The organism is Mesorhizobium sp. M0563 (assembly GCF_040321065.1).
Classification (GTDB): Bacteria; Pseudomonadota; Alphaproteobacteria; order Rhizobiales; family Rhizobiaceae; genus Mesorhizobium.
The window spans coordinates 189,617-214,095 of record NZ_JAMYQV010000005.1; the positions used below are offsets into that span (position 1 = coordinate 189,617).

The 24,479-nt window shown below is 59.8% G+C and carries 22 protein-coding genes and 4 pseudogenes; 11 read left to right on the forward strand and 15 right to left on the reverse strand.

Annotation, left to right across the window (positions count from 1 at the left end; genetic code table 11):
• Positions 1–137 precede the first annotated feature (137 nt).
• The 3 genes and pseudogenes from NKI50_RS30530 to NKI50_RS09870 form a co-directional block, all read right to left on the reverse strand.
• Entirely contained in the window at positions 138–422 is a 285-nt protein-coding gene (locus NKI50_RS30530; protein ID WP_353041502.1) for a DUF982 domain-containing protein, read from the reverse strand.
• 150 nt (positions 423–572) lie between these two features.
• Positions 573–739, reverse strand: a pseudogene (locus tag NKI50_RS30535) (PIN domain-containing protein); the annotation flags it as partial.
• 1,590 nt (positions 740–2,329) lie between these two features.
• The gene (locus tag NKI50_RS09870) at positions 2,330–3,256 is read right to left on the reverse strand and encodes an NAD(P)/FAD-dependent oxidoreductase (RefSeq protein WP_023717091.1); all 927 of its coding nucleotides are present in this window, start codon (positions 3,254–3,256) and stop codon (positions 2,330–2,332) included.
• Positions 3,257–4,036: 780 nt separating this feature from the next.
• On the opposite strand from NKI50_RS09870, the gene NKI50_RS09875 reads away from it, so the two are divergent.
• The 3 genes from NKI50_RS09875 (at position 4,037) to NKI50_RS09885 (ending at position 6,290) form a co-directional block, all read left to right on the forward strand.
• A complete protein-coding gene (locus NKI50_RS09875) occupies positions 4,037–4,561 on the forward strand; it encodes a YciE/YciF ferroxidase family protein (protein ID WP_352494317.1) in 525 nt (174 codons plus the stop codon).
• 293 nt (positions 4,562–4,854) lie between these two features.
• Positions 4,855–5,127 carry a cell division topological specificity factor MinE gene (locus NKI50_RS09880; RefSeq protein ID WP_023717093.1) on the forward strand — a complete coding sequence of 91 codons (273 nt, stop codon included), beginning with the start codon at positions 4,855–4,857 and terminating at the stop codon, positions 5,125–5,127.
• Entirely contained in the window at positions 5,124–6,290 is a 1,167-nt protein-coding gene (locus tag NKI50_RS09885; protein WP_023717094.1) for a beta-glucosidase, read from the forward strand. The genes NKI50_RS09880 and NKI50_RS09885 overlap by 4 nt, the downstream gene beginning before the upstream one ends.
• A 49-nt stretch (positions 6,291–6,339) precedes the next feature.
• On the opposite strand, the gene NKI50_RS09890 is transcribed toward NKI50_RS09885, so the two are convergent.
• The 3 genes from NKI50_RS09890 to NKI50_RS09900 all read right to left on the reverse strand — a co-directional run bounded on the left by NKI50_RS09890 (position 6,340) and on the right by NKI50_RS09900 (position 9,006).
• Positions 6,340–6,429 carry a hypothetical protein gene (locus NKI50_RS09890; RefSeq protein WP_352494395.1) on the reverse strand — a complete coding sequence of 30 codons (90 nt, stop codon included), beginning with the start codon at positions 6,427–6,429 and terminating at the stop codon, positions 6,340–6,342.
• A gap of 259 nt (positions 6,430–6,688) precedes the next feature.
• Positions 6,689–7,831, reverse strand: a complete 1,143-nt coding sequence (gene glf, locus NKI50_RS09895) for a UDP-galactopyranose mutase (protein ID WP_023717096.1) — start codon at positions 7,829–7,831, stop codon at positions 6,689–6,691.
• Positions 7,832–7,833: 2 nt separating this feature from the next.
• The gene (locus NKI50_RS09900) at positions 7,834–9,006 is read right to left on the reverse strand and encodes a glycosyltransferase family protein (protein WP_352547689.1); all 1,173 of its coding nucleotides are present in this window, start codon (positions 9,004–9,006) and stop codon (positions 7,834–7,836) included.
• Between the two features lie 420 nt (positions 9,007–9,426).
• Between NKI50_RS09900 and NKI50_RS09905 the strand changes: the two genes are divergently transcribed.
• Positions 9,427–10,350, forward strand: coding sequence for a glycoside hydrolase family protein (locus tag NKI50_RS09905; RefSeq protein WP_352716365.1), 924 nt, complete (start codon positions 9,427–9,429; stop codon positions 10,348–10,350).
• A 429-nt stretch (positions 10,351–10,779) separates the two neighbouring features.
• Here NKI50_RS09905 and NKI50_RS09910 read toward each other — a convergent pair whose 3' ends face one another.
• Entirely contained in the window at positions 10,780–11,706 is a 927-nt protein-coding gene (locus NKI50_RS09910) for an ArsR/SmtB family transcription factor (protein WP_352589216.1), read from the reverse strand.
• Positions 11,707–11,978: 272 nt separating this feature from the next.
• Positions 11,979–12,785, reverse strand: a complete 807-nt coding sequence (locus NKI50_RS09915; protein WP_352716367.1) for an alpha/beta fold hydrolase — start codon at positions 12,783–12,785, stop codon at positions 11,979–11,981.
• Between the two features lie 126 nt (positions 12,786–12,911).
• On the opposite strand from NKI50_RS09915, the gene NKI50_RS09920 reads away from it, so the two are divergent.
• A complete protein-coding gene (locus NKI50_RS09920) occupies positions 12,912–13,994 on the forward strand; it encodes a sensor histidine kinase (protein WP_352716369.1) in 1,083 nt (360 codons plus the stop codon).
• Between the two features lie 189 nt (positions 13,995–14,183).
• Here NKI50_RS09920 and NKI50_RS09925 read toward each other — a convergent pair whose 3' ends face one another.
• The 4 genes from NKI50_RS09925 to NKI50_RS09940 all read right to left on the reverse strand — a co-directional run bounded on the left by NKI50_RS09925 (position 14,184) and on the right by NKI50_RS09940 (position 17,996).
• On the reverse strand, positions 14,184–14,534 hold the full coding sequence (locus tag NKI50_RS09925) for a hypothetical protein (protein WP_023722557.1): 351 nt from the start codon (positions 14,532–14,534) through the stop codon (positions 14,184–14,186).
• A gap of 16 nt (positions 14,535–14,550) precedes the next feature.
• Positions 14,551–15,138, reverse strand: coding sequence for a PHB depolymerase family esterase (locus NKI50_RS09930; protein WP_502900350.1), 588 nt, complete (start codon positions 15,136–15,138; stop codon positions 14,551–14,553).
• Positions 15,139–16,331: 1,193 nt separating this feature from the next.
• Positions 16,332–16,784 carry a YidB family protein gene (locus tag NKI50_RS09935; RefSeq protein WP_352494309.1) on the reverse strand — a complete coding sequence of 151 codons (453 nt, stop codon included), beginning with the start codon at positions 16,782–16,784 and terminating at the stop codon, positions 16,332–16,334.
• Positions 16,785–17,126: 342 nt separating this feature from the next.
• Complete coding sequence (locus NKI50_RS09940) at positions 17,127–17,996, reverse strand: MBL fold metallo-hydrolase (RefSeq protein WP_023722561.1); 870 nt, start codon at positions 17,994–17,996, stop codon at positions 17,127–17,129.
• Positions 17,997–18,841: 845 nt separating this feature from the next.
• On the opposite strand from NKI50_RS09940, the gene NKI50_RS09945 reads away from it, so the two are divergent.
• The 3 genes and pseudogenes from NKI50_RS09945 to NKI50_RS30540 form a co-directional block, all read left to right on the forward strand.
• Entirely contained in the window at positions 18,842–19,024 is a 183-nt protein-coding gene (locus NKI50_RS09945) for a hypothetical protein (RefSeq protein ID WP_352589228.1), read from the forward strand.
• 690 nt (positions 19,025–19,714) lie between these two features.
• A pseudogene (locus NKI50_RS09950) lies at positions 19,715–20,368 on the forward strand (IS110 family RNA-guided transposase); the annotation flags it as partial.
• A gap of 24 nt (positions 20,369–20,392) precedes the next feature.
• Positions 20,393–20,597, forward strand: a pseudogene (locus NKI50_RS30540) (spore coat protein U domain-containing protein); the annotation flags it as partial.
• A gap of 95 nt (positions 20,598–20,692) precedes the next feature.
• On the opposite strand, the gene NKI50_RS09960 reads toward NKI50_RS30540, so the two are convergent.
• From NKI50_RS09960 to NKI50_RS09970, 3 genes are all read right to left on the reverse strand, one after another.
• Positions 20,693–20,890, reverse strand: coding sequence for an RNase H family protein (locus tag NKI50_RS09960; protein WP_084643096.1), 198 nt, complete (start codon positions 20,888–20,890; stop codon positions 20,693–20,695).
• Between the two features lie 99 nt (positions 20,891–20,989).
• Positions 20,990–21,502 carry a DUF2231 domain-containing protein gene (locus NKI50_RS09965; RefSeq protein WP_023722565.1) on the reverse strand — a complete coding sequence of 171 codons (513 nt, stop codon included), beginning with the start codon at positions 21,500–21,502 and terminating at the stop codon, positions 20,990–20,992.
• A 431-nt stretch (positions 21,503–21,933) separates the two neighbouring features.
• Positions 21,934–22,143, reverse strand: coding sequence for a hypothetical protein (locus NKI50_RS09970; protein ID WP_023722566.1), 210 nt, complete (start codon positions 22,141–22,143; stop codon positions 21,934–21,936).
• Positions 22,144–22,456: 313 nt separating this feature from the next.
• Here NKI50_RS09970 and NKI50_RS09975 point away from each other — a divergent pair, with 313 nt between their 5' ends.
• From NKI50_RS09975 to NKI50_RS09985, 3 genes and pseudogenes are all read left to right on the forward strand, one after another.
• Complete coding sequence (locus NKI50_RS09975) at positions 22,457–22,675, forward strand: KTSC domain-containing protein (RefSeq protein WP_023722567.1); 219 nt, start codon at positions 22,457–22,459, stop codon at positions 22,673–22,675.
• A gap of 337 nt (positions 22,676–23,012) precedes the next feature.
• A complete protein-coding gene (locus tag NKI50_RS09980) occupies positions 23,013–23,612 on the forward strand; it encodes a hypothetical protein (protein WP_198030478.1) in 600 nt (199 codons plus the stop codon).
• A pseudogene (locus NKI50_RS09985) lies at positions 23,537–24,400 on the forward strand (IS110 family transposase). Before NKI50_RS09980 ends, NKI50_RS09985 begins: the two are co-directional and overlap by 76 nt.
• The last annotated feature ends 79 nt before the right edge of the window (positions 24,401–24,479 follow it).

Here is a 24,479-nt window from a genome sequence, read left to right on the forward strand (position 1 = left end):
GGATAAGTGGCTGTCCCGGACGCTTCTCGCGTCCGGGCTAATAGCCCGTTTTGAGGCGTTTCGGCTCTCGCGGGAGAAGGCAGTATTTCGGGCTTCAGGTGGGGTGGCTCTTCAGTGTTAGCGAGGCCGGCATGACCTCACATCAGGTCTTCAACCATCCGCGCACATTTCCCCAGACCTGTGCTGGTCCCTCTTGTTCTAAGGAGTCCCTGTTCAGCCGCGGCCGCCTTGAAGGCTTCGAACGCAGCTTGCTGGCTGCAATGCCCGGCGAGCGATTCCTCGACCATTCGGATCGCCTTGAGCCGCCCCGGCTTTCCCATTCTAGGCCATGGCTGCTGAAGCACCTTCATTGCGTCGGCTATGGACGCGACCACCGTCAGGTTGCGATTGAGGCAAATTGTAATTGGACTGAAGGCCCGCATTCTTGTCGCTCCCCACGATTGAACGCGGCTAAACGCGAAGACAAGGGCAGTGGTTGCATGAATGTGGATCACGGCGAATTCAAAGAACCGCTGGCCGATGCGATTGAGGCTGAGCAGGCTCTCCTTGGGCCCGGCTCTTTGCCTCGCCGGACCATCCTTCTCGTCGAACAACAGGACCCGACCGGCAAAAAGCATCTGCGCACCGTCCGACGCCGCGAACCATTTTTCGAGTTCGTCACGCCGCTTGCCCGACAGCTTCTCAAGTACACCGCGACGAATTCGGCGACTGTGAGGGAGGAGATGAAAAGGTTATGGTCGTTTCGTTCGGCTGTCCTTTAGAGCAGGGGCTCCGAGTCGGTTTGTATCGAGCAGATGTCGCATCAGATCTTGACCTGGAGATCGGCTCCGGCAGCCGGGATCGGCGCAGCGCGGCAACGATGCCATGTTCCTTCGGCGGCTCACCGACGATGGTCTGGCTGACGGCCCCGCGAAGGCGCGAAGCATCCGGGGCCTTCTTCTGCCAGTCGGGCGAGCCAACTTTCTTTGGCTGGGAGGGCGGCGCACTGCTTCGGCTCCGAACTGTTGACACATGCACCAAGCTGACAGACCGGAAGCGGCGGCGTGCCCTGACGTCATGGAGACTAGCCCCGCTCCCGAAGCCCGCAGATTGTGATCTCGTTGGCTATGCAGAGCATCCAGCCGTCGTTTCCGAGCGGGCGTTCGTGTTTGGGAAGTGCATCTCGCACGCGCTCGCTAGACGACCACCGGCGGCTATAAATACCTCTCGGCGGTGGGCCGTACTGAGCCGGCGGCGGAGTTTCAGCTTTCGGCCCAACAGCGCTCTGCCGGCCTTGATGCACTCACCAGCCTCCAGCTCGCGTGTTGGTGGCCGGAAAATCGCCACTACAACCGCCATCGACTCAAAGTCGAAAGCTACACGCCTGAGGCGCTGTCATTGGCTGAGATCCGGAATAGTCGGTCAGGCTGATAGTCTTGATTGTTGCCGCCGTGCGCCGGAGCAGGGCAGCACGCTCCGCCATCGTTCATTGACGGGCTTCGTTGGCCGGGTGTAGCAGCTCGGATACGAACAGGTCTACGACCGGAATTCCAGTTCCCCCAACTCCTCCTACGTTACATTAGCAGTTGCGGAACCTTCTGCGCATTCGTCGGTTGGAATCTCGTACTCCACCGACCCCTAGCAATTGTGTTCCGCTGTTGGGTCACTTAGCCCGCCGGTTCCGGCCGGCGGGCTTTTTGTTGTCGTGGTGGAACACCCGTTTGCGACGATGGATCGGTTAACTAGGCGGGGAGCGCGGCTGAGAAAAGAGACAAGTGAGAGAGAACCGAACATCGATGCTGTACGAGCACTGATCGAGGTTGAGCGCGCAGCACGAGATGCAAAGACCGCTCGGATCGGGGAGTGCGCTTGGAGGCTGCAAGGGGGCACCCCTGTGCAACCGACACCGAAGAGGAGCCGGAACGGCAAGCACGCGTGGTCGAACCGAAGCGCTGCGTGCGCTACACGACGCAGATCGATAGGTAACGGATGGTCATTTTCGTCCTGGCGAAATCGCCGCTCGAGTTCCGCGCGGCAAGTCGATCTCGTCCGTCATCATCTCCAACATGACGAGGTCGTCAATGTTGGAATGGCCGCCTTGCCGCCACACCCCTTCGGCCAGTGACTGCAGAAAAGCCATGACGCCGGCGAACGGCTAGCCAGCTCGGCCTTGTCGGGTCGAATTCCTGCTTGGGGAACGGTCTGCCGGAATTGTTCGCGCGAGGCAGCAGGATCGGAAAGAGACACATATGGCAGCAGCCCAATGGTTTGTGATTGTCGGTATCTTAACGTCAGCGCCGGGCACGCCGTTCGCGTAGGACTGTCCCTACGCGGTGTTTTCAGCCTGCAATCAGTGCTCCCCTTCGCCATTCGCAAGATAGTTATGCATGTCACTTGCCGCGACCGCTGCGTGCCCGAACGCGACGGCAAGCTGGTTGATCTCGTCGACGACATCTCCAGCTGCATAGAGTCCCGGCACGGCGGTGCGCTGGTGCGAATCCACGACAAGATTGCCGGCTCGGTCACATTCTGCACCAAGGTCGGTCGCTAGCCTCGAGCGGATGATCGACCCCATCGCAGGGTAGATGGTGTCAAACGAGAGCGTCCTGCCGTCGACGAGTTCGACAACTGCCCGACGGCCCTCAGCTGAAATTGCGTCTCGGGCGCATGCGCCGAACTCGATTCCAGCCCTTTTTAGCCTAAGAACGTCATCCGGGCTGGGCTGGGCTGCATCAGCAATCAGCAAAGTTACGTCTCGAGTGAAGGTCCGCATGAACAGCGCCTTTTTCATTGCGTGTTCGGCCGGTCCGATGACGGCCACCCGTTTGTCAATGACCTCATAGCCGTCGCAGACAGGGCACAATCGCAAGGCTCCGGCTTTAATCATGTCGGCGGTGCCCGGAACGTCGGGGAGGCTGTCGACGACACCAGTGGCAATAAGCAGTGAGCGGGCATGAATGGGAGATGAAGCCTGCGCTAAAAATCCATTCTCCGCGATGCGAATGCCCACGACCGTATCGCACACCCAATCTGCGCCGTGCCGGGTGGCCTGCAGTTTGAGGCGGTGAAGCAGGTCAGGGCCGGTGATTCCGCGCGGGAAGCCCGGGCAGTTGCGCGTCAAGGGAATCCAGTTTGCCCGGCTTTGACCTGCATCGACGACAACTACCCGACGCCGAAAACGTCCAAGGTAGGTCGCGGCCACGAGGCCTGCTGGCCCGCCGCCCACAACCAGGGAGTCAAACATCCGATCGCGGCGCGCTTTGTCTCTGTCGACCATTCAGAAATCCTGACACTGCAAAACCGCACCGTGAGTGCACCGTGGACCACGTTGAAAGGAAACGCCGAACCGCCAATTTGGTTACCAAGTATTGGTTGCTGGGGCATAGCTGCATGCTTCCCACGTTGCGTTCGACCCGGCGCTCAGGAGTATGCTGAACCCTGGCTCGCGCAATGGCAACGCCATGGTGAAATGCAGGCCCTCGGGATTGTCCCTCGGGGTTGTAGTGTAATTCGATCTTTGCATTGCAATGCACGGCAACTACCTTTCCCAGCAATGTCGTTCCAAAGCCTCGCCGCTTCAGGGGCTCCACGGCGGGGCCGTTTCGCTCCTGCCGGTCGAGGTAAACAACCTGCTCAGCCGCGGAACCGCGGATCCACCATCGCACCTTGAGGCGGCCTTGAGAGCGCCGCGTGAGAGTAGCAGCAAGCGATGGTGGACTTCCCGACACCTGAGAGGGCCGATCAAGAGCGAGCTTGTGCCCCGATCGAGGCGGCCGCCGATCAGAGTGTCCACGGAATTTCCGCTTAAGGCCGGCGAGCCGTGTTCGGCTTTAGGGTGCTCGGCGGCTACCAGCCGCGCAAAGACGGTAACGACGTCCGGCTGGATGACGAAGTCGTGGTAGCCGCCGCGTATTTATGCCCCACGCATCTTGATGACCTGCAAGCGACGCCGCTCGCCACCATGAGTCGGCGTCAGTGGGGCCATCGTGAAGGAACAACAAGGCACTGGCCTCGTTAGAGCCGTACATCCATCGATAGCTTTCAACAGGAGATGAGAATGGCGACGACGCGAAGATCACAGGGCAGTTCCAAGGGCTTGGAAGACCTTTTCTACGATGGTCTGAAGGACATCTACTACGTCGAACGGAAGATTCTGACCGCCTTAAAGAAAATGGCAAAGGGCGCAGAGTCCGAAGAGCTGAAGGCCGCGTTCGAAAAGCATCGAGACGAGACAGAAGGTCAAATCGAGCGCCTGCAGCAGGTTTTCGACGCGTTTGGCAAGAGGGCTCAGGGTAAGACGTGCCCAGCGATCGATGGCATGATCGAGGAGGGGCAGGAGATTTTGGAAGAATTCGGAGACGCTCCAGCATTGGACGCAGGGCTCGTGGCTGCAGCCCAGGCGGTCGAGCATTATGAAATCGCGCGCTACGGCACTCTTGTGACGTGGGCGGGCTTGCTCGGCCTACGAGACGCAGTCCCACTTCTGGAACAGACTCTCGAAGAAGAAAAAGCCACCGATGAGGCGCTCACCCAACTCGGCGAAACTGGCGTCAACGAACGGGCAATGCAGCAGGCCGCGTGAGGTCGCGCATTGCTGGGGTGGCCAATCCGAAATTTGCATCTTCGTGAGCAGCGCAATGGGCGAATTCGGATTTGGCCATTTCCTCTGTCGCTTGCCCGTCGAGCACACGTGTTTTGGCTCTAACCGCATTGTACTACTACGCGCACCAATGTGGGCGCGCCGGTTATGCAAAAACACCAACCCCGCCGCACGCGCCTGTATCGACGCAGCAAGAAGACTCGAGGGCGAGGCCCGGTCATTCTGCCTTTCGAGCGGAGGGGCCTCCTCGACCGGCTGTTGGGAAGGAGGGCAGCATGAACCTGCTCGATATCTTCAAGCGCCGCGGCAGCGCGTCCGTGGCGCGCGAGCGCTTGCAACTGCTGTTGGCTTACGAGCGCCGCAACCGCAACCAGCCCGATCTCGTCTCCGTGTTGCGCGAGGAAATCATGGCTGTGAACGCCAGGCAAGGCCAACACCTCGACGTGACGGCAGCCTCATCGAAATCGAAGAGGCGACCGAACCTGGCAAAGGGCGGTCGCCGAACGCAAGTACTTGCGCCATCCCTGGCCGACAGGATGCCGGTATGAACGAGGAACCGGCTCGTCGGCCCGCGGCAGATCCTTCTGGCATCGAGAGCTTTTTCATGGCTGGTTTCGAGTGTTCCTCGCATCGACGTGCCGACGGGGTGCGCCTTGATCTGATCCGTGCGACCTCACATGACACCCATGCATCCGGCGACTATCGCCACTGTGCCGAGCTTGGGCTTCGCACGATCCGCGACGGCTTGCGCTGGCACTTGATCGAAACAGCGCCGGGAGTCTTTGACTGGTCGAGCTGGATGTTGGTGATCGAAGCAGCCCAGGCGGCCGGGGTGCAGGTCATCTGGGATATCTTCCACTATGGTTCGCCAGACCACGTCGACCAAGGTGGCCCCGGCTTTGTCGAGGCCTATGTCCGTTTCGCCGCGGAAGCTGTTCGGGTTCATCGCTTAGCCACCGGAGTGGCTCCCCTGGTGTGTCCGATCAACGAAATTTCTTTCTTTGCGTGGGCGGTGGAGGTCGGCTATTTCCCGCGCGCCGGGCAGAATAAGCGCGGATGGTTCAAACGCCACCTTGTCAGGGCAGCGATCGCCGGGATCAGAGCAATGCGGGAGGCCGAACCCAGTTGCAGGTTCATCTGGGCTGAACCGCTCATCCATATTGCTCCTCGTGACCGCAGTCGCGCCGAGCGGCGGCGCGCCGAAAATGCTCGTCAGGGCCAGTTCGAGGCTTACGACATGCTGGTCGGGCGCGCTGAGCCGGAGTTGGGTGGCAGCGAGGACCTTGTCGACGTCATAGGCCTCAACTTCTATCCGCACAACCAATGGTACTTGAATGGGCCAACGATACCGATGGGACACCACGAATACCGGGCGCTTTCGGAAATGCTGGTCGAGGTCGACGAGCGCTACAAGAAGCCGATGATTATTGCCGAGACCGGCGCCGAGGGGTCGGGACGGCCGGCTTGGCTCCATTATGTTTGCGACGAAGTGCGCGATGCGATGAGCCTCGGCGCACCTATTCAGGGCATATGCCTGTACCCGGTGACGGCCTACCCCGGTTGGGACAATTCGCGCCACGCCGAAGTAGGCTTGTTCTCCACCATTCATGCGAACGGCTCGCGCACTCTTCACAAGCCGCTTGCCGACGAGTTGGAGCGCCAACGCCGATTGTTCGAGGCCTTCGACAACGAGCCAGCAGGCGCGGTATAGCCCCGCCGATAGTGCGCCGCGCTTTAACTGCATCGGCAACGCGGTAAGCCTAAATCTGTCCACCGAGAAAGATCCTGGGGTCCTTGGCCGCAGCGATGATCGCCTCGCGTGCGACTCTTGGCGACTTTTCACCGCGCATGACGGCAAGGCACGCCTCGATTGTTGCGAGTCTCGACGCTTGCAAGCCGGCTCCGGCCAATCCTTCAGCAGAACCTCGGCCGCGTCCGTTACCGAGACAACAACCCTGTCGCGATCGATCCGGCCGGTTGAACGACTATCGGCTTTGTGAAACGTCTCGTACGCACGACCCCTCCAACGGCATATTAGCTTCGGCTGATCTTTGCGCCATCTCAAATGTTAATGGTCACCGCGAATGCAGCTTAATCCCGGCGCATCGTTCACTCCGCCGCCTCGCGCTGCCTCGGCATCTGCCCGATGCCGTTTACCGGCATGCTGTTTTGAAGGCGCGCGAACGTCGCCAAAGCCTGCCCGACGACCTGATCCATATTGTAATAGCGATATGTCGCCAGACGTCCGACGAACCAGACCTGTGGGCACGCCGCTGCCAACGCTTCGTAGCTCTTGTACAACGCCTCGTTTTCGGGCCGCGGCACCGGGTAATAGGGATCTCCGATGTCCGAGGGGTATTCGTAGGTCAGGCTGGTCTTCGGACTCTTCTGTCCGGTCAGATGCTTGTACTCGGTGATGCGGGTGTAGTTTTCCGTCTGCGGATAGTTGACGACGGCGACCGGCTGAAACTCCTCGCAATCAAGCGTCGTGTGCTCAAAGCGCAGCGAACGGTAGGGCAAGCGACCAAGCTTCCAGTCGAAATACTCGTCGATCGGACCGGTATAGATCATCCGCTGGAAGGGGATCTTGTCGCGAATTTCGCGGTAGTCGGTCTGCAGCATGATCTTGATCTTGGGATTATCCAGCATGCGCTGGAACATGCGCGTATACCCGCCTGCCGGCATTTTCTGGAAAGTGTCGCCAAAGTAGCGATCATCCCGATCGGTCCGGGTTGGGACTCGCGCCGTCACCGACTTGCTCAGCTGGGAAGGGTCAACACCCCACTGCTTCCTCGTGTAGCCGCGGAAGAATTTCTCGTAGAGCTCCCTGCCCACGGTGCTCACGACGACGTCTTCGGCTGTGCGGACTTCTTCCACCGTCTCTCGCCGGGAAGCGAAGAACTCCTGCAGCTGCTCGGATGTCAGCTTAAGGCCGTAAAGGCGATTTATGGTGTCTAGGTTGATCGGTATCGGCAGCAGCTTTCCGTCGACCAGCGACAGCACGCGGTGTTCGTAAGACCGCCATTCGGTGAACTGCGACAGGTAGTCGACGATCGATTGGGCGTTGGTGTGGAATATGTGCGGCCCATAGCGGTGGATCAGGATCCCTGCCTCGTCATAACAGTCATACGCATTGCCGCCGATGTGATTTCGTCTGTCGACGATCAGGACGCTTTCTTGTCGCTGCGATGCGATGCGTTCCGCCAGCACGCTGCCGGCGAAGCCGGCGCCGACGATCAGCCAGTCGAACATGCTCACGCTCCCCTCAGCAACGGCACGACGCTCTTCATCGCGTGGGCGCGCTGGATGTGGGCCGCCATCGCATTCCAGGTCTTCTCCCAGGACATATCGGCGAGGTAGGCGTCGGCTTTCTCCACCAGGAAATCGCGAGGACGCGCCAGGATGGATCGAAGCTTGGCTTCGACATCCTCGGCGTCGACAATGTCGACAAGGCCTTCGGCGCCGTAGGTGCGCACGACGTCGACGATCGCTGTCGAAACCACCGGCAGTCCTGCCGCCAGGAATTCAGGAGTCTTTGTCGGACTGATGTAGCGTGTCGCCTCGTTGAGCTTGAAAGGCATCCAGCCGGCACTCCAATGCCGGAGGTAGCGTGGCAGGTCGGCATAGGACTTGCCGCCCAGCCAATGCAGGTTGCTTGCCGTGGGCAGCCTCGCCGGATCGATCTTGACCACAGGGCCGAGCATGACGAATTGCACGTCCGGCATTGCTGCAGCCGTCTCCGCTACCAATTCGACGTCGAGCCGCTCGTCAATGACCCCGAAATACCCCACTCTCGGGTGAGGTATGTTGGCCTGGTCGAGTGGGTCCTCACCCGGCTCTCTCGCCTGATGGAAATGTGCAACGTCGATGCTGCTTGGAAAAGCAAAGATCGAACGATGCAGGCTTCGCTTGGCCTCGTAAAGGCTCTGCCCGCCCGTGAAGACGACATCGGCACGTTGCAACAGCGCCTTTTCCAACTGCGTCAACTCTGCGGGAGCGTCTTTGAACGCGGAGAGTTCATCCATGCAGTCGTAGACGCAGACGTCACAGGCGAGATGATCGCTGAAGCGTAGCGCCATGGGCGTGTAATACCAGGTCGTCAATCGGTCATGCGGCGTGGAGGCGAGGATCTGATCGACGAACCTGCGCTGGATCGCGTTCGCCCTGGTCGCGGAAGTACCAACTGGGATCAGCGGCGTCACAATTTTGATCGTAGGTGAAACATCGTTCACCCGCGTCGAAGCGTGGCGCCTTTCGTCGAAGATCGGCTCTTCGAAATAAATTAGCTGCTGCTGTTTTGAGGCGAGCGTCAGAATCTGTTGCGGTCTTTGGAATACAAAATTCCATCGGAGGTGGGAAAAGCAAAGTAAAATTGACGACTGCACGGTGGTATTTGGTTTTAGGGGGGTGCCCACCGCCATTTCCATATAGAAATCCTTCGTTACAATTAGAAATTGCCTCGGCTAACATACGTTAATCGAGGCAGCTTCGAATGAAATTCGCAGCCATCTATATAACTTTCATCCCAGTAAGTTGTTCCATAGTTCCAAACTGTCTCGGGCGAGGCCAGCGGTCCGCTCCATTCCGGCCATGGCTCAACAGAGAAGGTCAAGCCGAACGACCCTGCATCCGGCTGACATGATGGCCGCTCCAGAAGCTGAAGCCCCGCGCCGTGCGTGACCTCACCCAAAATGTGGCGCATTGCCACAGAACGGTTGAAATCGTTCAATCGTTCAACAACCGTTCATGGGCGGAGTTATAAATGAGGGCTGCGAATCGATTCGGCTGAGTCACGCAGACGGTCCAAATGAAAGGGGTCCGCGAAACAATCGCGGGAATGCTTGCGAATGAAGATCGACTTTGAAACCAACGTCTTTCCACTGTTTCACCCGCAGGCGGTGGATGATCTGAAGGACCCTTGTCCGGTGTTCGATGGCACGCTCTGGCACGTCTTCGGCTCCAGCGGCACCGTCACAACCGAGAGCTGGAAAATCCTCCACGCCACAGCGCCGGATCTTTATGGACCCTGGACAGAGCACGAGGCGATCGTTTTGCCGGTAACCGGATCGGGCATTGCGGCGCCCGGCGTCATTCATGAGTGCGGCGTCTTCCACATGTTTATCCAGACCGAATTCATGAAGTCCGGCGGACGTTGCGAGCACGCGGTCTCCAATGACGGCTTTCATTGGGTCGTGCTCAATCCGGCGATATTGTCGCTGCCCGACACCGATGAGGACGGCATCTACGATCCCCACCCCGCAATCATCGGAGGCAAGCGCTATATCGTCTATTCAGGCATGCCAAAATTCACCAGGGTGCCCCAGCCTGATGTCTATCTGGCGCGCAGCCAATCCGATTCCTGGTTCGGGCCATGGAAACGTCTCGGCAAAATACTCGATCATCTCGACGTGCCGCATCACAATGCGCGCGAACACCCGGATTACGAATGGGGGATCGAAGGCGCGCAGCTCGTCGAGCTCCCGGACGGTCGTGTGCTTCTTAACGCCACCTGCTTCCTCCCCGAAGGTCCGCGCGGCAGCCGGCAGCGCGTCTTCTTCGCCATCGCCGATGACGTCAAGGGTCCCTACGTTTCCGTTGGCCCCGTTCTCGACCCTGGTGAGCCCGGCGAGAATGGCCATTCGACCGTAATGATCGAAGGCCGGCAATTGACTTTGTTCTACCAGAGCAGACGCGAGACGACGAACCACCGCTGGCGATATGGCTTGGCCAAGTGCGACTTGGATCGGCACATACTTTCCAGAGTAGCCTAGAGAACGTGATCCAATCGTAGCCGCTGGGCTACCCACCTCGTCCAGGTCGCATTGCCGACGGACGCCGACAAAACCCAAGAAAGGCACAGATTAAGCTCGCTCATCACAATGGTGCTGCCAGTCGCCGTTTCGGATCAATGGTCGTCAAGCGATAACGGATGGGCTAGATGTCCCAGGCGGATGACGTAGGCAGTCGGCGAAGCCTGCGACGAGGCAGGTTGAGAGTATAAAATGGATCAAGGTAAGCTGGTCGTCAGATAATACATTTAAATTCTCTCTTCGAACTCCTCGGTGAGACCAGTCGTGCCAATCGGTTTCTCAGCGCCGGTGACAAGATAGCCGCAAGTCTGACCATTGGATGCGAGTTGGCTAGATGAAAGGAAGCAGCTGAAATTGGGTTCACTATTTTTCAAACCGGGATCGATGATATCAACCGGTTTTGATCCTGAGCAGGATGTCCTGATCGTAATTTCCAAAGCCCTTGCCGAAAATGTTAATCCCGCCAGGGCGCTTGGCGTCGTCCTTGACGCCGATACGGACGCGGATTGAATGATGGCTCTTCAGATCGAGTGCGGCGAGGCCGGTTTCGGAAATCCTGAGGCCGTCGACATAGGTGCCGTCATTGGCAATTCGCCAGTTCTTGAGCTTGCCGTATTGCGAACCCTTGAGTTTCCACCAGGACGGCGTGAAGACGCCGCGTTTGTCACCGAAATCCCCCGGCGACGTCCAGGTGCCGACATCGACGCCATTGATCGTCAGCGTGATGTCCGAGGGCCAATCGGCGCTGGTGCCCGGCACTTCCGAAGACAGCTCTATCGCCACTTCGAGCTCGGTGATCTCGGCATTGGCGAGCTTGGCATTATTGGGAAACTGGTATTCGACAAAACCGCGGGTGAACCACAACAGCCCGGCTTTCATACGATCCGGATCGAGGAAAGTGTTCGGTACATCGAGCAGACCGATGATGCCGTCCGGCGAACAAAGGCCGCAGGGCGCGGTAACCTCGAAGCCGGTGTAAAGCCCGATCGGCATCGACACTTCGATCGCGTCGTTCTTGACCGCACGATATTCGCCCTTGAACACTACGAGCACTTCTTCGGCCGTCGGATAACAGATTTTCTGACTGCCCTTCTTCGCTTTCAGGTGCTCGGTGCGGATCAGCCCCGCATCCTCCAGCACCTGGATGTTGGTCGAGACGGTCGACTGCGGCAGCGACAGCACGGCGGCGATTTCGTTGACATTCATCGGCCCCTTCTCATGCAGCAGTTTCAGCATCGAGATACGCGCCGAGGAGGCAAGCCCCTTGAGCACGGCAATGCCTTCCTCAGGTTCAATCACCAGAAAATTACGACCCATGAATTTCCAGTCTATACTTGTGGAAGAAGCTATCGCCTCGCTAATTCGTGTTCTGTAAGCTTGCGTTGGTGGGCGGGACCGTTGCAACGGCGTCGAAGGAAACGCCGAGCCGGCAATTTGGTTACATGCAAGCGGCCCCACGTTCGGTACGCATTTGAAGCCACACCGCAACAAGGATGTTTGGCTCAGGTCTAAATTGTTTGCCGCGCAGCTCGGCAAGGCACGCATCGATTGCAGCAAGCCGCGAGTCGCACCGGTAGCGTTGCGGGGGGCTAGTCATGGGTGCGCCGCAATGCTTCATCGTTCGCTCCCGCCGTGGCGACCACTGTATGGATCATGGCAAGGACGGCTTGGGACGCGCTGTGGTGCACCATGTGACCGGAATTCTGCACGATATGAATCAGCGAACCTGGCACATCAGCATGAAGGCGGTGGGCCTGCCCCTTCGCATCGAGCAGGCGGTCACCATCGCCGGCTAGGATTCCGGCAGGCACCGATACCTCTTTATAGCTGGAGCGAAGCAGCGCCGACGGAACAAGTAAGCCCGATTCCGCTGAGGTGGACCGCAATTGCGAGGGACGGCTTGCAAGTTCCTTCATAGCCGAAGCGGAGACGGTCGACACTGCAGCCGGCCCAAATATCTTCGGCACTGCCAGCGGCCAAGTCAGCCTGACAAGGAGTGGCATAAATGTGTGACACAATGCGCTTCCAATGCGGCCGGGCTTTCGGCCCGCTTGTTGGTCTCGCGGATCGAAATGATGATCGAATACTGATTTGACGCGATGGTTGACCTCGCGCATCAGCATGCGAATACGATGCCCGGTTTCCCTCGGCGACGTGATGTCCCGGGCAATCTTCGATGATCTGCCTGGTTGCATTGCCCACAGGCGATTTCCGCTGTCGTGAACATACGATGTAGGCGAGTCGATATGGCTCGACCATCGCGTCAGCGCACGTCTGTAAAGGCCGGGGCAGGGCCGGGCCAAGATAGATAAGCTATCGTGATGCTCAGGTAGCTGGTTCAGTTGGCCGGTGGTCATCTGCGTGATCGCATTCACGCTATCGTTCTCGGCCCGCATGAAGTCCAGCTGACTGGCGACTTGTTCCTCGAGGCCTATACGCGGCGCATGAAAATGCAGTGTCCAGCTTTGGCGATGGCGGGGGCGCTGGATTGTTGATATTGTACGCACGGAACAGGCGCGCAAATGACATCTGATTCAGAGAAGCCCGCGGCGGTCGAGCAGTTGCTGGATACACCTGAGCTTGCAACCGCACTCGAAAGCGAACAGTTCAAGAAATTCCTCGACCAGGTGCCGATCGCCATAGCCGTTTCCGACCTTGCCGCTGAGGAGCGTGTGGTCTACGCCAATCCCGAATTCGAGAAGCTCTCAGGCCTGATGGCCGCCAGGCTCACCCGGGAAAACTGGGCAGCCCTTTTGGGCAAAGGCCTCCACGAGCAGAAGGACCGGCCGCTTGCCGAGGCCGTGGTCGAGGGAACCGATTTAGTCGGCACCTACAGGCTGGAGCGCAACGAGGACAAGCCGGCGATCGTCGACGTTTATTCCAACGTGATCGAGGACGACAACGGCAAGATGTGCTTCCGGCTGGTGGCGCTGGTCGACGTATCGGCCCATGGCGAGGCGGGAGATGAGCGCTCGGTGGAGGAGCGTGTCAGCGAGAAAGACACGCTGCTACGCGAACTGCAGCACCGGGTAAAGAACAACCTGCAGATGATCACTGCACTGATCCGGCTGGAAAGCCGCAACGCAACCGAGGCCGACCGGAGACGGTTTGAGCGGCTCGCCGGTCGCGTCGACGCTCTGGCGATCCTCTACCAGACGCTAACGGCCGACGAGCCGAAGGAGGAGGTCGATCTTGGCGTCTATCTCAGCCAGATCGCGTCCGCGGTGATGAGTTCGCATGCAGTCGAGGGGATCCGCCTGGATATGAAGGTCGATACATATCCCGTGTCAATAAACGTCGCCATGCCGGCGGGACTGGTCGTGAACGAATTGCTGACCAATTCACTAAAGCATGCGTTCCGGGGACGCGACGGCGGCACGATAACGCTGCACAGCATCGTCAATGGCGACGGCTGCCGGGTTATAGTGGCGGACGACGGAATCGGCCTGCCGGAAGGCGAGATGTGGCCCAAGCCAGGCAAGCTTGGAGCGCTGATCGCGCGATCGCTGACCGAGAACGCCAAGGCGCAGTTCGCAGTCGACTCTAGCGCTAGCAAAGGGACGAAGGTGACCATCATCTTCAAACGATCGGCGGCAGCAAGCTGAAAAATTGCCGTCGAACATACTGCACTGGCAGTTGCGTTCATATCGCGGCCTTGAACAGTGTGCTTGCAAATAGGCCCGGAGGTCTTCGAGACGGCTTCCATCACGCGGTCCAAATTTCCCGGTCGAAGGGCCGCATTATTATTGGCGGGGAAGCAGGGACGACGTGTGGGGGCGGTGCGCTCGCTTGGGTTAGCGCATAAGGCCCGCTGTCCGAAGGGCGTGCTCGATGAGGTTCTTCACGCCCGGCTGGCCCGATGCGTTAGTACGCGGGGACTGGAGGGTGGCGGTTGACTCCGAGGACGCCGTCTTCGCCTTTTCCATAGCTGGTATCTCCAAACGGGATGGCACGTGCTGGCGAGCAGGCAACTCTGGCCTCGATGTCGTGGAGACACCCTTCTCCGTTACCAAGATGCCCCAGAACCGCGCGATCTCCTGAGTGGAAGAGATGCCGACATCAAGCATAAAGGGTCCCGGAGCGCCGAGGCCGTTGCCGAGCGGTGTACCGTGGCCCATCCCAGCGATCATGTTGACCTCGATCAAGACTTCTCCCGCGCCATCACGCCAAACTTGCTTTGCGTGCTGGCCGGCAGCCTAAAGATGCGTTAGCGCTTTTGCCCGATGGACCTTCCGCCAGTGGCTCGCGAGCGCTTCGGCGTTGGAAGGCGAAACCGTCTGGTCGGCGGTGCCGTGGCAAATTGAGATCTTCGGCCACGGTCCTCGATGATGCGACGCGCCGCGGAGTTCGTTGCAGATCCTGTTCCGACGGGCCGCCATGTCCACGCATTCTATCGAACGCGTCCGGTGTGTCGTTGCGCTGCCGTAGGGCAGGCCGGCAATATCGCACAGCCTTCCAAATACTTCCGGATATGTCGCCAGCATGGCCGCTGCCATTGCGCCTCCAGCCGAAAAGCCCGTGGTCGATACCGTGGGTGACGACCATCGTCTTGATCATCTGGCGGATCGAAAGCGCCTCGCCCGAACCGCGCTTGGCGTCGTCAGGCTGGAACCATTTGAAACAGAGGTTTGGATTGTTGCCGCGTTGCTGCTCGTGAAAGAGCAGGGCGAACCCGGTTTCGTCCGAAAGTCGCGACCATCCGGAGTGACGGTTGTACGCTGCCGCAGTCTGGGTGCAGCCATGCAGCATGGCGACGAGCGGAGCGCCTTTGGGCAGTTCATCGGGAAGATAAAACGTGGCCCCCAACGCGCCGGGTTTGGTACCGAACTCGGCCAGCGTCTGCAGATGGTTCGACCCGCTACGTTTGGGAGTATGTGACGCATATCGCGCTTACAACGCGGCGATACTTGCGACGTATCGGATATTTTTCGCAATCGAGCCGCCTCCGGTTGTGATGCCCGAATGGACCTCGATCCGCGCAACGCATACGCAGCAATATCGCTGCCGCATTGCACAATAGCAAGGTAGGTGGGGAGACAAAGTCCGGCCGAGCCCTGGAGCTGGGCTTGGAGGAAACCTGATGGTGGGCAGACCGCTTCCTTGTCGCGGTGCCGCTTGCCGCCCTGCGCTGCCGCTGCGATGGCGATGTATTCTGGGCGTAGCAGTTCAACAGACGCTTTGTCGGCCGACGCGCTTGCCGCAACCGCCCCGCCAAGACAAACCAAGTGATGGGCGGACGGTGGCGCACTCCGGAGGTCTACGGGAACATGACACGACAGTGACCGGCGAGCTTCGCAAGGCGTGCCTCCGTTGCCGCATGCTTCACTTAACGCGGAGCACCCGACTTCTGCCCCATCTCCCGGCCGCCTTCTCAGATCGTGTGGGGCTGGAGATCTCGATGAACGGGATGCGGTCCATGACGGATACTCCCCGCTCCGATGCTACACCGAAACTCGATCCAGAACAGCCGCAGCTGCGGGCCTCGCCTCGCCGCGCTGTGCGCTTCAAGCGCAGCATTATTGTCGCCATTGCAGCTGTTGCTTCCGGCACCGTTCTAGCTAGGCGTCACCATGATGGCGCTGCAGGGACCGGCGCTGCGCATCAAAGAGCAGGCTGACGAGCTTTACAACACTGAGCGGAAGCCAACCACGGAGGCAATTGAAAGGCTGTCTAAGGACTATTCCGGGATCAAGCCCAAGCCCCCGATGCTTGGACCACCGCTGCCCCGCGACTCGGCCGCCCCACTCGCTACTGACGGCGCGCTCGCGAGCGGCTTCGTAACCGCCGAGCTACACCACCTGATGGGACACGACCGACGAGCCTTCCCAAGGCCGGTAACTTGCGGCTGGCGGGCTGTCCAACTGGGTGCGTCCGAGCAATTGGATTCCCCGGTGTAGAGTACTGGATCTCGCCTTGGCCGGCTGCATTCCTGGCTGCGTCCCCTACGATACATTGTCGAGCAGGGTCGACTTATCCAAGCCTTGTGTCGGCTCAGGCGGCCATTCACCATTCGGCGTGATCTCGTTGACTGTCTCGGGTAGATCCCGCGCAATCCTTCTGATTAGCTCGTCGCGCGAAAGACCCGTGTGCATCAAAATGGACGTGAGTGTACCTTCGTCCATTGCCGCTTCGACGTCCCTTGGCTCGATCGGTTGGTTTGGCCCGCTGCCAACCCACGAGTCGACCTTCGATCCTGCCCCCACCTCCCTGAACCGGTCGAGGATCTCACCAAGGTCAGCCCTCGACACGCCATTCGTTATCTGAGCCAGAATTCTGCGTTGCGGGTCGTTTGGGTTAAGATACCCCGCTCCCGGAATCAATTCACAGAGCTTGTCGCGATTTTGGTATGCCAGAACGCCAAGCATGGCGATCGCCAATCTTCCCAGATTTGCCATTTGGTCTCCTCCACGGTTGAGCGAATCGAAGCCAAGTCTCGGCGGATGCCGACGCGTGTGGGCTCGAACAACTTCTTGCCGGTCGGCTCGCCGGCGGAGAGGGCGCGTCCTCGGGTACTCTTTTCCATCTGACGTCTTCTCCTGACGCAGAACTTCGGGGCGCTTGGCCGCTGTCGCCTGCGCCGATCGAACGCCCTAACCCGGCGCCTTCCGGGTTTGTTCCGCTTGTCAGAGTTTGTCGGCGACGGTAGGGGGCACGACCCGACGGGTAACTCTACCGGCTCGAGAAATAGAGTCTGCCCAACTTGACCATACTTCAGAACGGCGGCGGCTCGGTTAGCCTCAGCTACCTTGGACTGCCGCCGGCTCGCGCACAAATTTCAATTTCGGCGGGACGGCGAACACCCTGAACCGCTCAGCCAGGCTGTCAAGAGCGTGACGCATGCCCACCCCCGCAGCAGCCGCACCGTGTCCACTGATGACCATCTGCGGGTTCAGGGCAGCCAGGTGCTTCACGGATCTTTCCGCCGCATCCCAGTCCGGCGTGAAGTAGCGCGGCGGACCGTGCATCTCAAGATCCTGAACGGCGACCTCATAGACTGACTCCTGACCGGTGGTGATGAAAGCGTCCCCTACGATCAGCGAACGGTCCTTCTCGCGCCAGAGCGAGATATGCCCAGGCGCGTGCCCGGGTGTGTGTAACCATAGCCATCCGGGCATTCCGGGGATCGATCCGTCGGCAGGTAAGAGTTCCAAACGGTTGCCAAGATCAATTGGCCCGCGTGGAAAAAGCGGCGACAGCAGCGCCATCAGTCCACCCCCGACCCAGGGATCGGGTGGCGGATAGGATGCGGTTCCGTCCAAATAGGAGTGCTCGAGTGGATGCGCGAAGACAGGCACGTCCCATTTATTTGCGAGGTCTAGAACCGTTCCCACATGGTCGAAATGGCCGTGGGTCAGGATGATCGCGGCCGGCCGTGCGTTCGTGCCAAACCGCCTTTCCGCGACCGCAAGAATGCTGCTGCGGGACGTCGGCAACCCGGTATCGATCAGCACCCAGTTCCGATCTCCGCTGCCCGGTGCGCCGAAGAACACGACATTGACGATTGCTAGCCGCAAATAGCCCAAGTCCGGTGCGATGCTCCAAGCGCCGTCGCCACGATCCTCGCGCCTGGCGTGGTCGATCTCGGAAAGTCGAATCTGAACGGTCATGTGATCCCGTGCCTCTCTTGTTGCTGAGCAGCCGCTCGAGTCGATCGGCGGTGGTACATCGCCCCGAACTTGGCACGGCCCCCCTTGTTCCTCATTCGCCCCCAGCTCCGGACGGTCCACCACAGGAACAAGGCTCGACCAATCGGTTCGGCATTACCCGGCCACGCAAGGACGAGCTGGACTGAGCAACGAAGATGGCGCGCGCCCGATTGGATGCGGTATTTCGCCAACGCGGTTCCCGGTCCTAACAAGGCGGCCGAGTTCGAAGCCGACTGCTGAAAGGAGACTTCGAATGAGCGAAGTGGGGCGCAGGGACGAGCACCAGGTGGAGGCTCCGGTTCCGCAAGCTTCGCGCTTCGCCAGTTTTTTCATGGCAGGCTTTGAGTGCTCCTCGCACCGGCGCAAGGACGGGGTTCGCCTCGATCTTATTCGTGCGACCTCGCATAATTTGCATGCCCTGGGCGCCTACCGCGGCTGCGCCGAACTCGGCCTTCGCACCATCCGCGACGGACCGTGGCGACACCGTCTCGATCAAAGCGGCACTACACGAAGCTCGGGAGACTGCGCCTTATTTGGTGGCCTCCGACGAAGAACTAACCGAGGCAATCGTCGAGGCAGCAACTGCCTTGGGCCTCTGCGTGGCTTTTGACGGTCGCGAGTAGCTGTCAGCCAACTTCAGCCGCTGTGGCATCGCAACGGAAGCGCGCCGTCCTGCGCATTTCAATAGTCAGAGGTAATCCGTAATTACCTTCGCAACCTGCTATATCTGCCTGTAGAACGGGAACTGCGGGCTGAGCAAAGGTATTTGCTGGAGGAACTTGATAAGGTCGACAAAGAGTGACCGCATGGCTCTCCACTGGTTCAACCCTCCGGTCCCCGTCAAGACCGAGCGTCCCGGGATCATCCGCAATGTCAACAACGCCGAGGCAGCCGGCGAGGAGCTGATGAAGTGGACCAAGCGTGGTCCTTGGTGGGACCTCGCGGTGCGCGTTTGCATGGCCGTAATTTTTCGACGAGATGGAACCTGAGGAGGCCCGCAAGGCATTCCTAGCTGCTGCAAAAGAGGAGGGGACATTGCTCCCCCCCAATGACAACTAGCTAAATTGGATGCGGTATAAGGTTCTAGGTGTCTCTGACCAACACCGCCTTCGCGAAAGGAGCCCGCCGCCAGCAAGGGGAGGCGACGGACCCCGCCACAGCGGCTGCACATCCGAGAAGGACCACTGCAACCTCTAAACCCGCGAGGGCCTACATCGTTCCCTTGGCTGCGGCTACAACTGGGTTGGTCAGCGGGCTCTTGTCGCTCTAAGTTCCCCCTCATGGCTCCCCTCTCGTTCAACCCTCCGGTCTACGTGAAAACGAAACGTCCGGGCATTCGCAATGGGGTCAGCCACGTCGAGGGAGCCGCCGAGGAACTCATGGCGTGGGACACAAAGGGTCCGAAGTGGACCAAGGCGGTCCAATCCTGCGTGGACGCGTTCGAGGACAGAGTCTTCCCCCAAGAGGTCGTCAGCCTTTGAGGCGGCTGCCAAGGAGGCCAACGTGTATCGTTTTTTGCCGACTGTGCTATGAAGGCAGGTGCGGTGGCGGACGGGAGACCGACCCCTCTTTGGGCCTTTGAGCCCGTGACAGAGCAAGGGTCTTCGTCCGCCGTTCCATCGAACCCGAACAGTCGCCTGGGCCGCAAGCGAAGCCCGATTAGGCAAGGATGGGACAAGATGGAAATCATTGTTGGCATCGACCTTTCCAAGGATCGGCTCGACGTGCATGTTTTGCCGTCCGGCGAGGCGTTCTCGGTGGAGAATGACCACGCCGGGGTGGAGGATCTGGTTCGGCGGCTGGCAGCCCTTTCGCCGGCCGTTGTCGGATTGGAGTCGACAGGCAGCTTCGAGAGACTGGCGGTCGCCGCCTTGGCAGGCGCCGGCCTGGCGATTGTTGTGGTCAATCCGGCGCAGGTGCGCGCCTATGCCAATGCACTCGGCAAGCGGGCCAAGACCGACCCGATCGATGCTGCCGTCATTGCCGCTTTCATCGCTGCGACCAAGCCGCAATTGCGGCCCTTGCGCGACGCCGAAACCGAGACCCTGGCCGAGCTCGTCGCCCGCCGGCGTCAGATCGTGCAGATGATTGTGGCGGAGGACAACCGTGCTCGCACGGTCATCGCGAAACAGGCGCAAAAGAGCATCCACCGGCTGCTCGTCGCGCTTCGGCGTGAGCTGGCAAGCCTCGATGCGGGCATGGACGATCATATCCGCAAGTCCCCAGTCTGGCGGGTCAACGAAAAGCTGCTTTCCTCCGTGCCGGGTGTCGGTCCTGTCGTTGCCCGCAGCCTGATCGCCGAAATGCCGGAACTGGGCAGCCTCGACCGCCGGTTCACCCCCGCAGCCGCAAATGTCAAAGGGGGCGGAACCGTGACTTACGGGCTCTACAAGGACATTGCCCGAACTCAGCCTTGGGGTGATGCGTCGATGGCTGGCAGCATGGTGACGGGAACTGGCACCGGACACCCCAGCCTTGACCGTTTATGGCCGGGTGCCTCCGCAGGCCATGCCGTCGGCCGGTGTTTACACCGACACTGTCGTCGTCACAGTCACTTACTGAGTGGGACACGATGCGGCCCGGGGAGCGATGTTTACTTGGGCAGCCTGGCTAAAGCAACAATGGACGCGAACGCCAATCCGACAGCAATGAGCATTTTATGAGAACCTAGCCGACCGAGCAGCTTCATTGGCTAACCGGTCGACCTCCTCGTTCAATGGATCGCCATTGTGGCCACGCACCCGTTCCCAGGTGATATCGCGGCCGGCAACGAGGGCTTCCAGTTCCTCCCACAGGCTACGGTTTAGAACTGGCTTGCGTTGAGCCTTGCGCCAGCCCTTGGCTCTGCAACTCAAAACTCATGGTGTCTCCCTGGTATTTGACGAATCCCAAAGACACGAAACAACGCCGGTGACCACGACGACGGCTCCCGGCAGGTCGGCCATTCGTCAACCCTATCGGGATAGTTCCGGGCGGGAGTTGACGTCCTCACCCTCTTCGGGATGGACGCCTACCCTGTGTTCGTAGACAAGCGTCCCGCCTTTCCAGCCGGTATAAAGGAGCAGCAGAACGACAATCGTCGACAGCGCCAGGCCCCAGGGCAAGGCGCCCTCGGCGGCACCGGCGCTTAGGCGCAGGATGAAGCTGGCCAGCGCCAGCACCACGGCCACGACGTTGCCGACCATATGGTGCCACGCGGCATTGATGGACCGCACCCTTGAATTTCCAAGAAAATCGGCAAAGCCGGCCAGCGCCGCGGCGGCGCTCATCAACAGGGCAAAGCCGAGCAGCCAGAAGGATGCTTCGGCCCAGAATGCATTGCCGGTCGACCAAAACACTAAATCCGACAGGAATACCGACACGAGCAATGCGATCGGGAAAGGGATCAGCATGGGGTGAATCGGATGGCTGCCGATCTTTGCGGTGGTTGCAACGCCCAGCAGATGATTTGCGCGATCGTCAGCCATGCCCAACAACGTTGAAGGCGGCCCGGGGGTTCCAGACCGGCGCGAACAGCAGCAATCAGTCGCTATCGAAAGTTGTTCTCAGCGGCGCGATGCGCAGGATGAAAACCTTCGACTTAAATATTCCGAGCCGCGCAGCCGAACCGCCATTCGGCCTCGGCGGCCTTGGAAATGCCGATCCTGCGGCCTGTCAGAACTTGCTGCGTTCGCGCGGTGGGTCTCGACGATGACGCCGCCGACGCCGTGGAAAAGGGCGGGCCGCTGGGCTTACAAGCCGATACGTCTTCCCGTCGGTCTGTCCTGGTGCGGGCAAAGGCCCGACGGCGGTACATTCAACGTTTCTAGATTGACGAGCGCACGCCCGCAAACGCCAAAAAGCCAGGCGCACCTTCGCGGCGGGATCTGGCCCGCCACACAATGGCGGAGCCAACTCCCTAGCGCGCCAGCGGTAGTTTCGACGTTGAAACAAGTTCTTCCTCGTGTGTAATTCCAGCGGTGTAGTTTGCAAGGATACGAGACGCCAGCGCTTCGCGCCGCTGTTCAGATTGACCTTCGAACTTGAGCCGATCGAACACGCGGCCCAGCAACGCGAGTTCGGATGGATTGAAGACGCCTGCCTCTTCAGCTTTTCGGTGGATCGGCATGTGTCCCTCCCACGCCGGATGAGTATGCTGCGCAACTAATCCCATTTGGCTGACGCCTGAGCGGCAATGTCATGGGCGGCTTCTTCGAGACCAGCCGCATTGTTAGTATTGACGCTCGCGCTTTCTCAGAAATCCAACGTGCGCGTGATGCCGAAAGGTGCAGCTACCTTTTTGTGTATCTCGATTGGGAACACGGGACCGCCGCGAAAGTTCGGTGCACGCAGCGAACCCTCCCCTCCAGGTATTGCTGCAGATCGGTATCCCGATCGGCCCGCGCTCCCCGCAAGGGCGCGGGCCTCGGCCTGTGGTGCTCATGCCATCTACTTCGATCCGCAAGATGGAATATGATCTGGATAGAAGGACCCTCTCGGTGTGGTTCGTCGCCAGCGGTAAACGGTACGAGTTTGAGGGGGTACCGCCGGAAACCTTTGCCGCGTTCCGGGCCGCGTTCGCCAAGGGCCGCTATTTCAACGACCACATCCGCAACAATTTCCGCTACCGTCTGGTTGCGAGCGATAGCGACCCGGGATGACCTGACCTGCCGGCGGGTCAATCGTCCTGTCGCTCCAACCGGCGGTTGGTGGACGCGTTGCCGCTGTTGCGCTTAGGGTTGGTTACGGTCCGCGCTCACTTGGCAAGCCCAACCCCCCCGCATCCCCCCGCCTGGTGCAAAGCGTTTGATCGGTCCCGCCGTTCTGGCAGTGCGGCGGGACTTTTTGCGGTCCAGGTGGAACATCGGCGCGCGGGGAAGGCGCGGTGCACGCAGCACCCTTTTCTCATCCAACGTACGTCGCTGGCGCTGAAGGGTCTCAACGTCGGTTTGCCGCCGGAGCTCAACTAGTGGACTATTGCTCGACCGGAAGCGGCTCGTGCTGCGGCTCAGCGTGGTGGAACACCTGTCCAAGATCGCGCGCGTCGAACGTTTGGCCGCAGACTGGGCAGTAGATAAAGTGCTTCGATTCGTCCTCTACCGGCCCGTCATGCGGCCTGCCCTTATAGCCTGTGGCGATGTTGTCGGTTCTAATCCGGGGCATCGACAAGTGCCTTTGGTCGTTTTGGCGGCCGATATTTCTCGCTTGTCACGGTCGACCGTGACTAGTGGCCCGAGGTCGACCGTCGGTGTCCTCGTCGATGCGCGTGACCTCGCCTTTCAGGTCAATTTGCTGGCCTCGGTTCACCTTGGTGTGGTCGATGATGGAATGTGGGAACTCGTAACCTGGGATAGAGACGCTTACGCGGTCCTCTGTTATCCGCCTTCGAACCGTGGCAGTAATCGCCACTTGGTCACCAATGCCTATTCCCCGAGCCATGCCATGGATTCTGGTGCGGGCAGTGTCTTCTTCAAGAGGCTTCTAATATACGCCAGCCATCCTAAGGCTGAAGCAATGTCGGATTGGATGTGTCGCAGCGAGAGACCAGCGTTTGCGTCGACGATGATGCTGGAAGGCCTATCTTCCAAGGGAAGGTGAAGTCCGATCCGGGAGCACTGACCGAGTTGCTCCGCAAACGGGCACCTCACGCCGAGCGCATCCGATTCGAGACGGGCCATGTCCAGCTGGCTCTGGCATGAGCTCAAGCGGGTCGGATTGCCGGTCGTCTGCATTGATGCTCGGCATGCGAAGGCGGCACTTCAGTTCGAATGAACAAAAGTGATGAGAACGATGCCCGCGGCCTGGCCGAGCTGGTTCACGTCGGTTGGTATCGGGAAGTGAAGGTCAAAAGCGCGGAGAGTCAGGCCACCAGATCCATGCTCGTCGCACGGTCAAGACTTGTTGAGATCCGGCGCGATCTCGAAAACCAGACACGGTCCATGCTGAAGGAATACGGGCTGCAGTTCAGTCGATCGATTGGGTCACAGTTCCGGCGAAAGGTTTGGGAGCTGGTTGCTGACGGGCATCCGCTTCGGTCGTTGGTTCAGGCCCTTCTATCTGTCCACGAGCAGGTCTGCTGTGAACAGGAGAAGCTCGATCGGCAAGTCCGGCATCTCGCTCGTGAAGACGACGGCGAAACGGATATCAATGGCCGCGTCTCACGCTGGGGCGATCGACTGTTGCGAACCTATCTCTACGAAGCAGCCAGTGTCCTCCTGCACCGGACGAAGAAATGGTCCACGCTGAAAGCCTGGGGGATGCGTCTGTCGAGGCGGATCGGCTTGAAGAAGGCAAAGGTGGCGGTCGCACGGAAGATCGCGGTTCTGCTTCATTGCATTTGGGTCGACGGCACCAGCTTCGAGTGGGGCAGCGAAAAGATGGCGTAACAGATCCGCACTCGATCCCAATCGCGGGCCCTTTGCGGAACTCGTGATGTCCCCCGCCGGGACGGTGGTTGCGGCGACC

Excerpts from the sequence above, each read along its gene's own strand:
- NKI50_RS09945 (WP_352589228.1), top strand. The coding sequence starts at position 18,842 with ATGGCTCTCCACTGGTTCAACCCTCCGGTCCCCGTCAAGACCGAGCGT.
- NKI50_RS09935 (WP_352494309.1), bottom strand. The coding sequence starts at position 16,784 with ATGGCAAATCTGGGAAGATTGGCGATCGCCATGCTTGGCGTTCTGGCA.
- NKI50_RS09975 (WP_023722567.1), top strand. The coding sequence starts at position 22,457 with ATGCCATCTACTTCGATCCGCAAGATGGAATATGATCTGGATAGAAGG.
- NKI50_RS09930 (WP_502900350.1), bottom strand. The coding sequence starts at position 15,138 with ATGCTGCATGGCTGCACCCAGACTGCGGCAGCGTACAACCGTCACTCC.
- NKI50_RS09905 (WP_352716365.1), top strand. The coding sequence starts at position 9,427 with ATGAAGATCGACTTTGAAACCAACGTCTTTCCACTGTTTCACCCGCAG.
- NKI50_RS09890 (WP_352494395.1), bottom strand. The coding sequence starts at position 6,429 with ATGCGCGGTGAAAAGTCGCCAAGAGTCGCACGCGAGGCGATCATCGCT.
- NKI50_RS09885 (WP_023717094.1), top strand. The coding sequence starts at position 5,124 with ATGAACGAGGAACCGGCTCGTCGGCCCGCGGCAGATCCTTCTGGCATC.
- NKI50_RS09875 (WP_352494317.1), top strand. The coding sequence starts at position 4,037 with ATGGCGACGACGCGAAGATCACAGGGCAGTTCCAAGGGCTTGGAAGAC.
- NKI50_RS09940 (WP_023722561.1), bottom strand. The coding sequence starts at position 17,996 with ATGACCGTTCAGATTCGACTTTCCGAGATCGACCACGCCAGGCGCGAG.
- NKI50_RS09880 (WP_023717093.1), top strand. The coding sequence starts at position 4,855 with ATGAACCTGCTCGATATCTTCAAGCGCCGCGGCAGCGCGTCCGTGGCG.
- NKI50_RS09920 (WP_352716369.1), top strand. The coding sequence starts at position 12,912 with ATGACATCTGATTCAGAGAAGCCCGCGGCGGTCGAGCAGTTGCTGGAT.
- NKI50_RS30530 (WP_353041502.1), bottom strand. The coding sequence starts at position 422 with ATGCGGGCCTTCAGTCCAATTACAATTTGCCTCAATCGCAACCTGACG.
- glf (WP_023717096.1), bottom strand. The coding sequence starts at position 7,831 with ATGTTCGACTGGCTGATCGTCGGCGCCGGCTTCGCCGGCAGCGTGCTG.
- NKI50_RS09910 (WP_352589216.1), bottom strand. The coding sequence starts at position 11,706 with ATGGGTCGTAATTTTCTGGTGATTGAACCTGAGGAAGGCATTGCCGTG.
- NKI50_RS09915 (WP_352716367.1), bottom strand. The coding sequence starts at position 12,785 with ATGCGGGCCGAGAACGATAGCGTGAATGCGATCACGCAGATGACCACC.
- NKI50_RS09870 (WP_023717091.1), bottom strand. The coding sequence starts at position 3,256 with ATGGTCGACAGAGACAAAGCGCGCCGCGATCGGATGTTTGACTCCCTG.
- NKI50_RS09965 (WP_023722565.1), bottom strand. The coding sequence starts at position 21,502 with ATGGCTGACGATCGCGCAAATCATCTGCTGGGCGTTGCAACCACCGCA.
- NKI50_RS09970 (WP_023722566.1), bottom strand. The coding sequence starts at position 22,143 with ATGCCGATCCACCGAAAAGCTGAAGAGGCAGGCGTCTTCAATCCATCC.
- NKI50_RS09900 (WP_352547689.1), bottom strand. The coding sequence starts at position 9,006 with ATGGAAATGGCGGTGGGCACCCCCCTAAAACCAAATACCACCGTGCAG.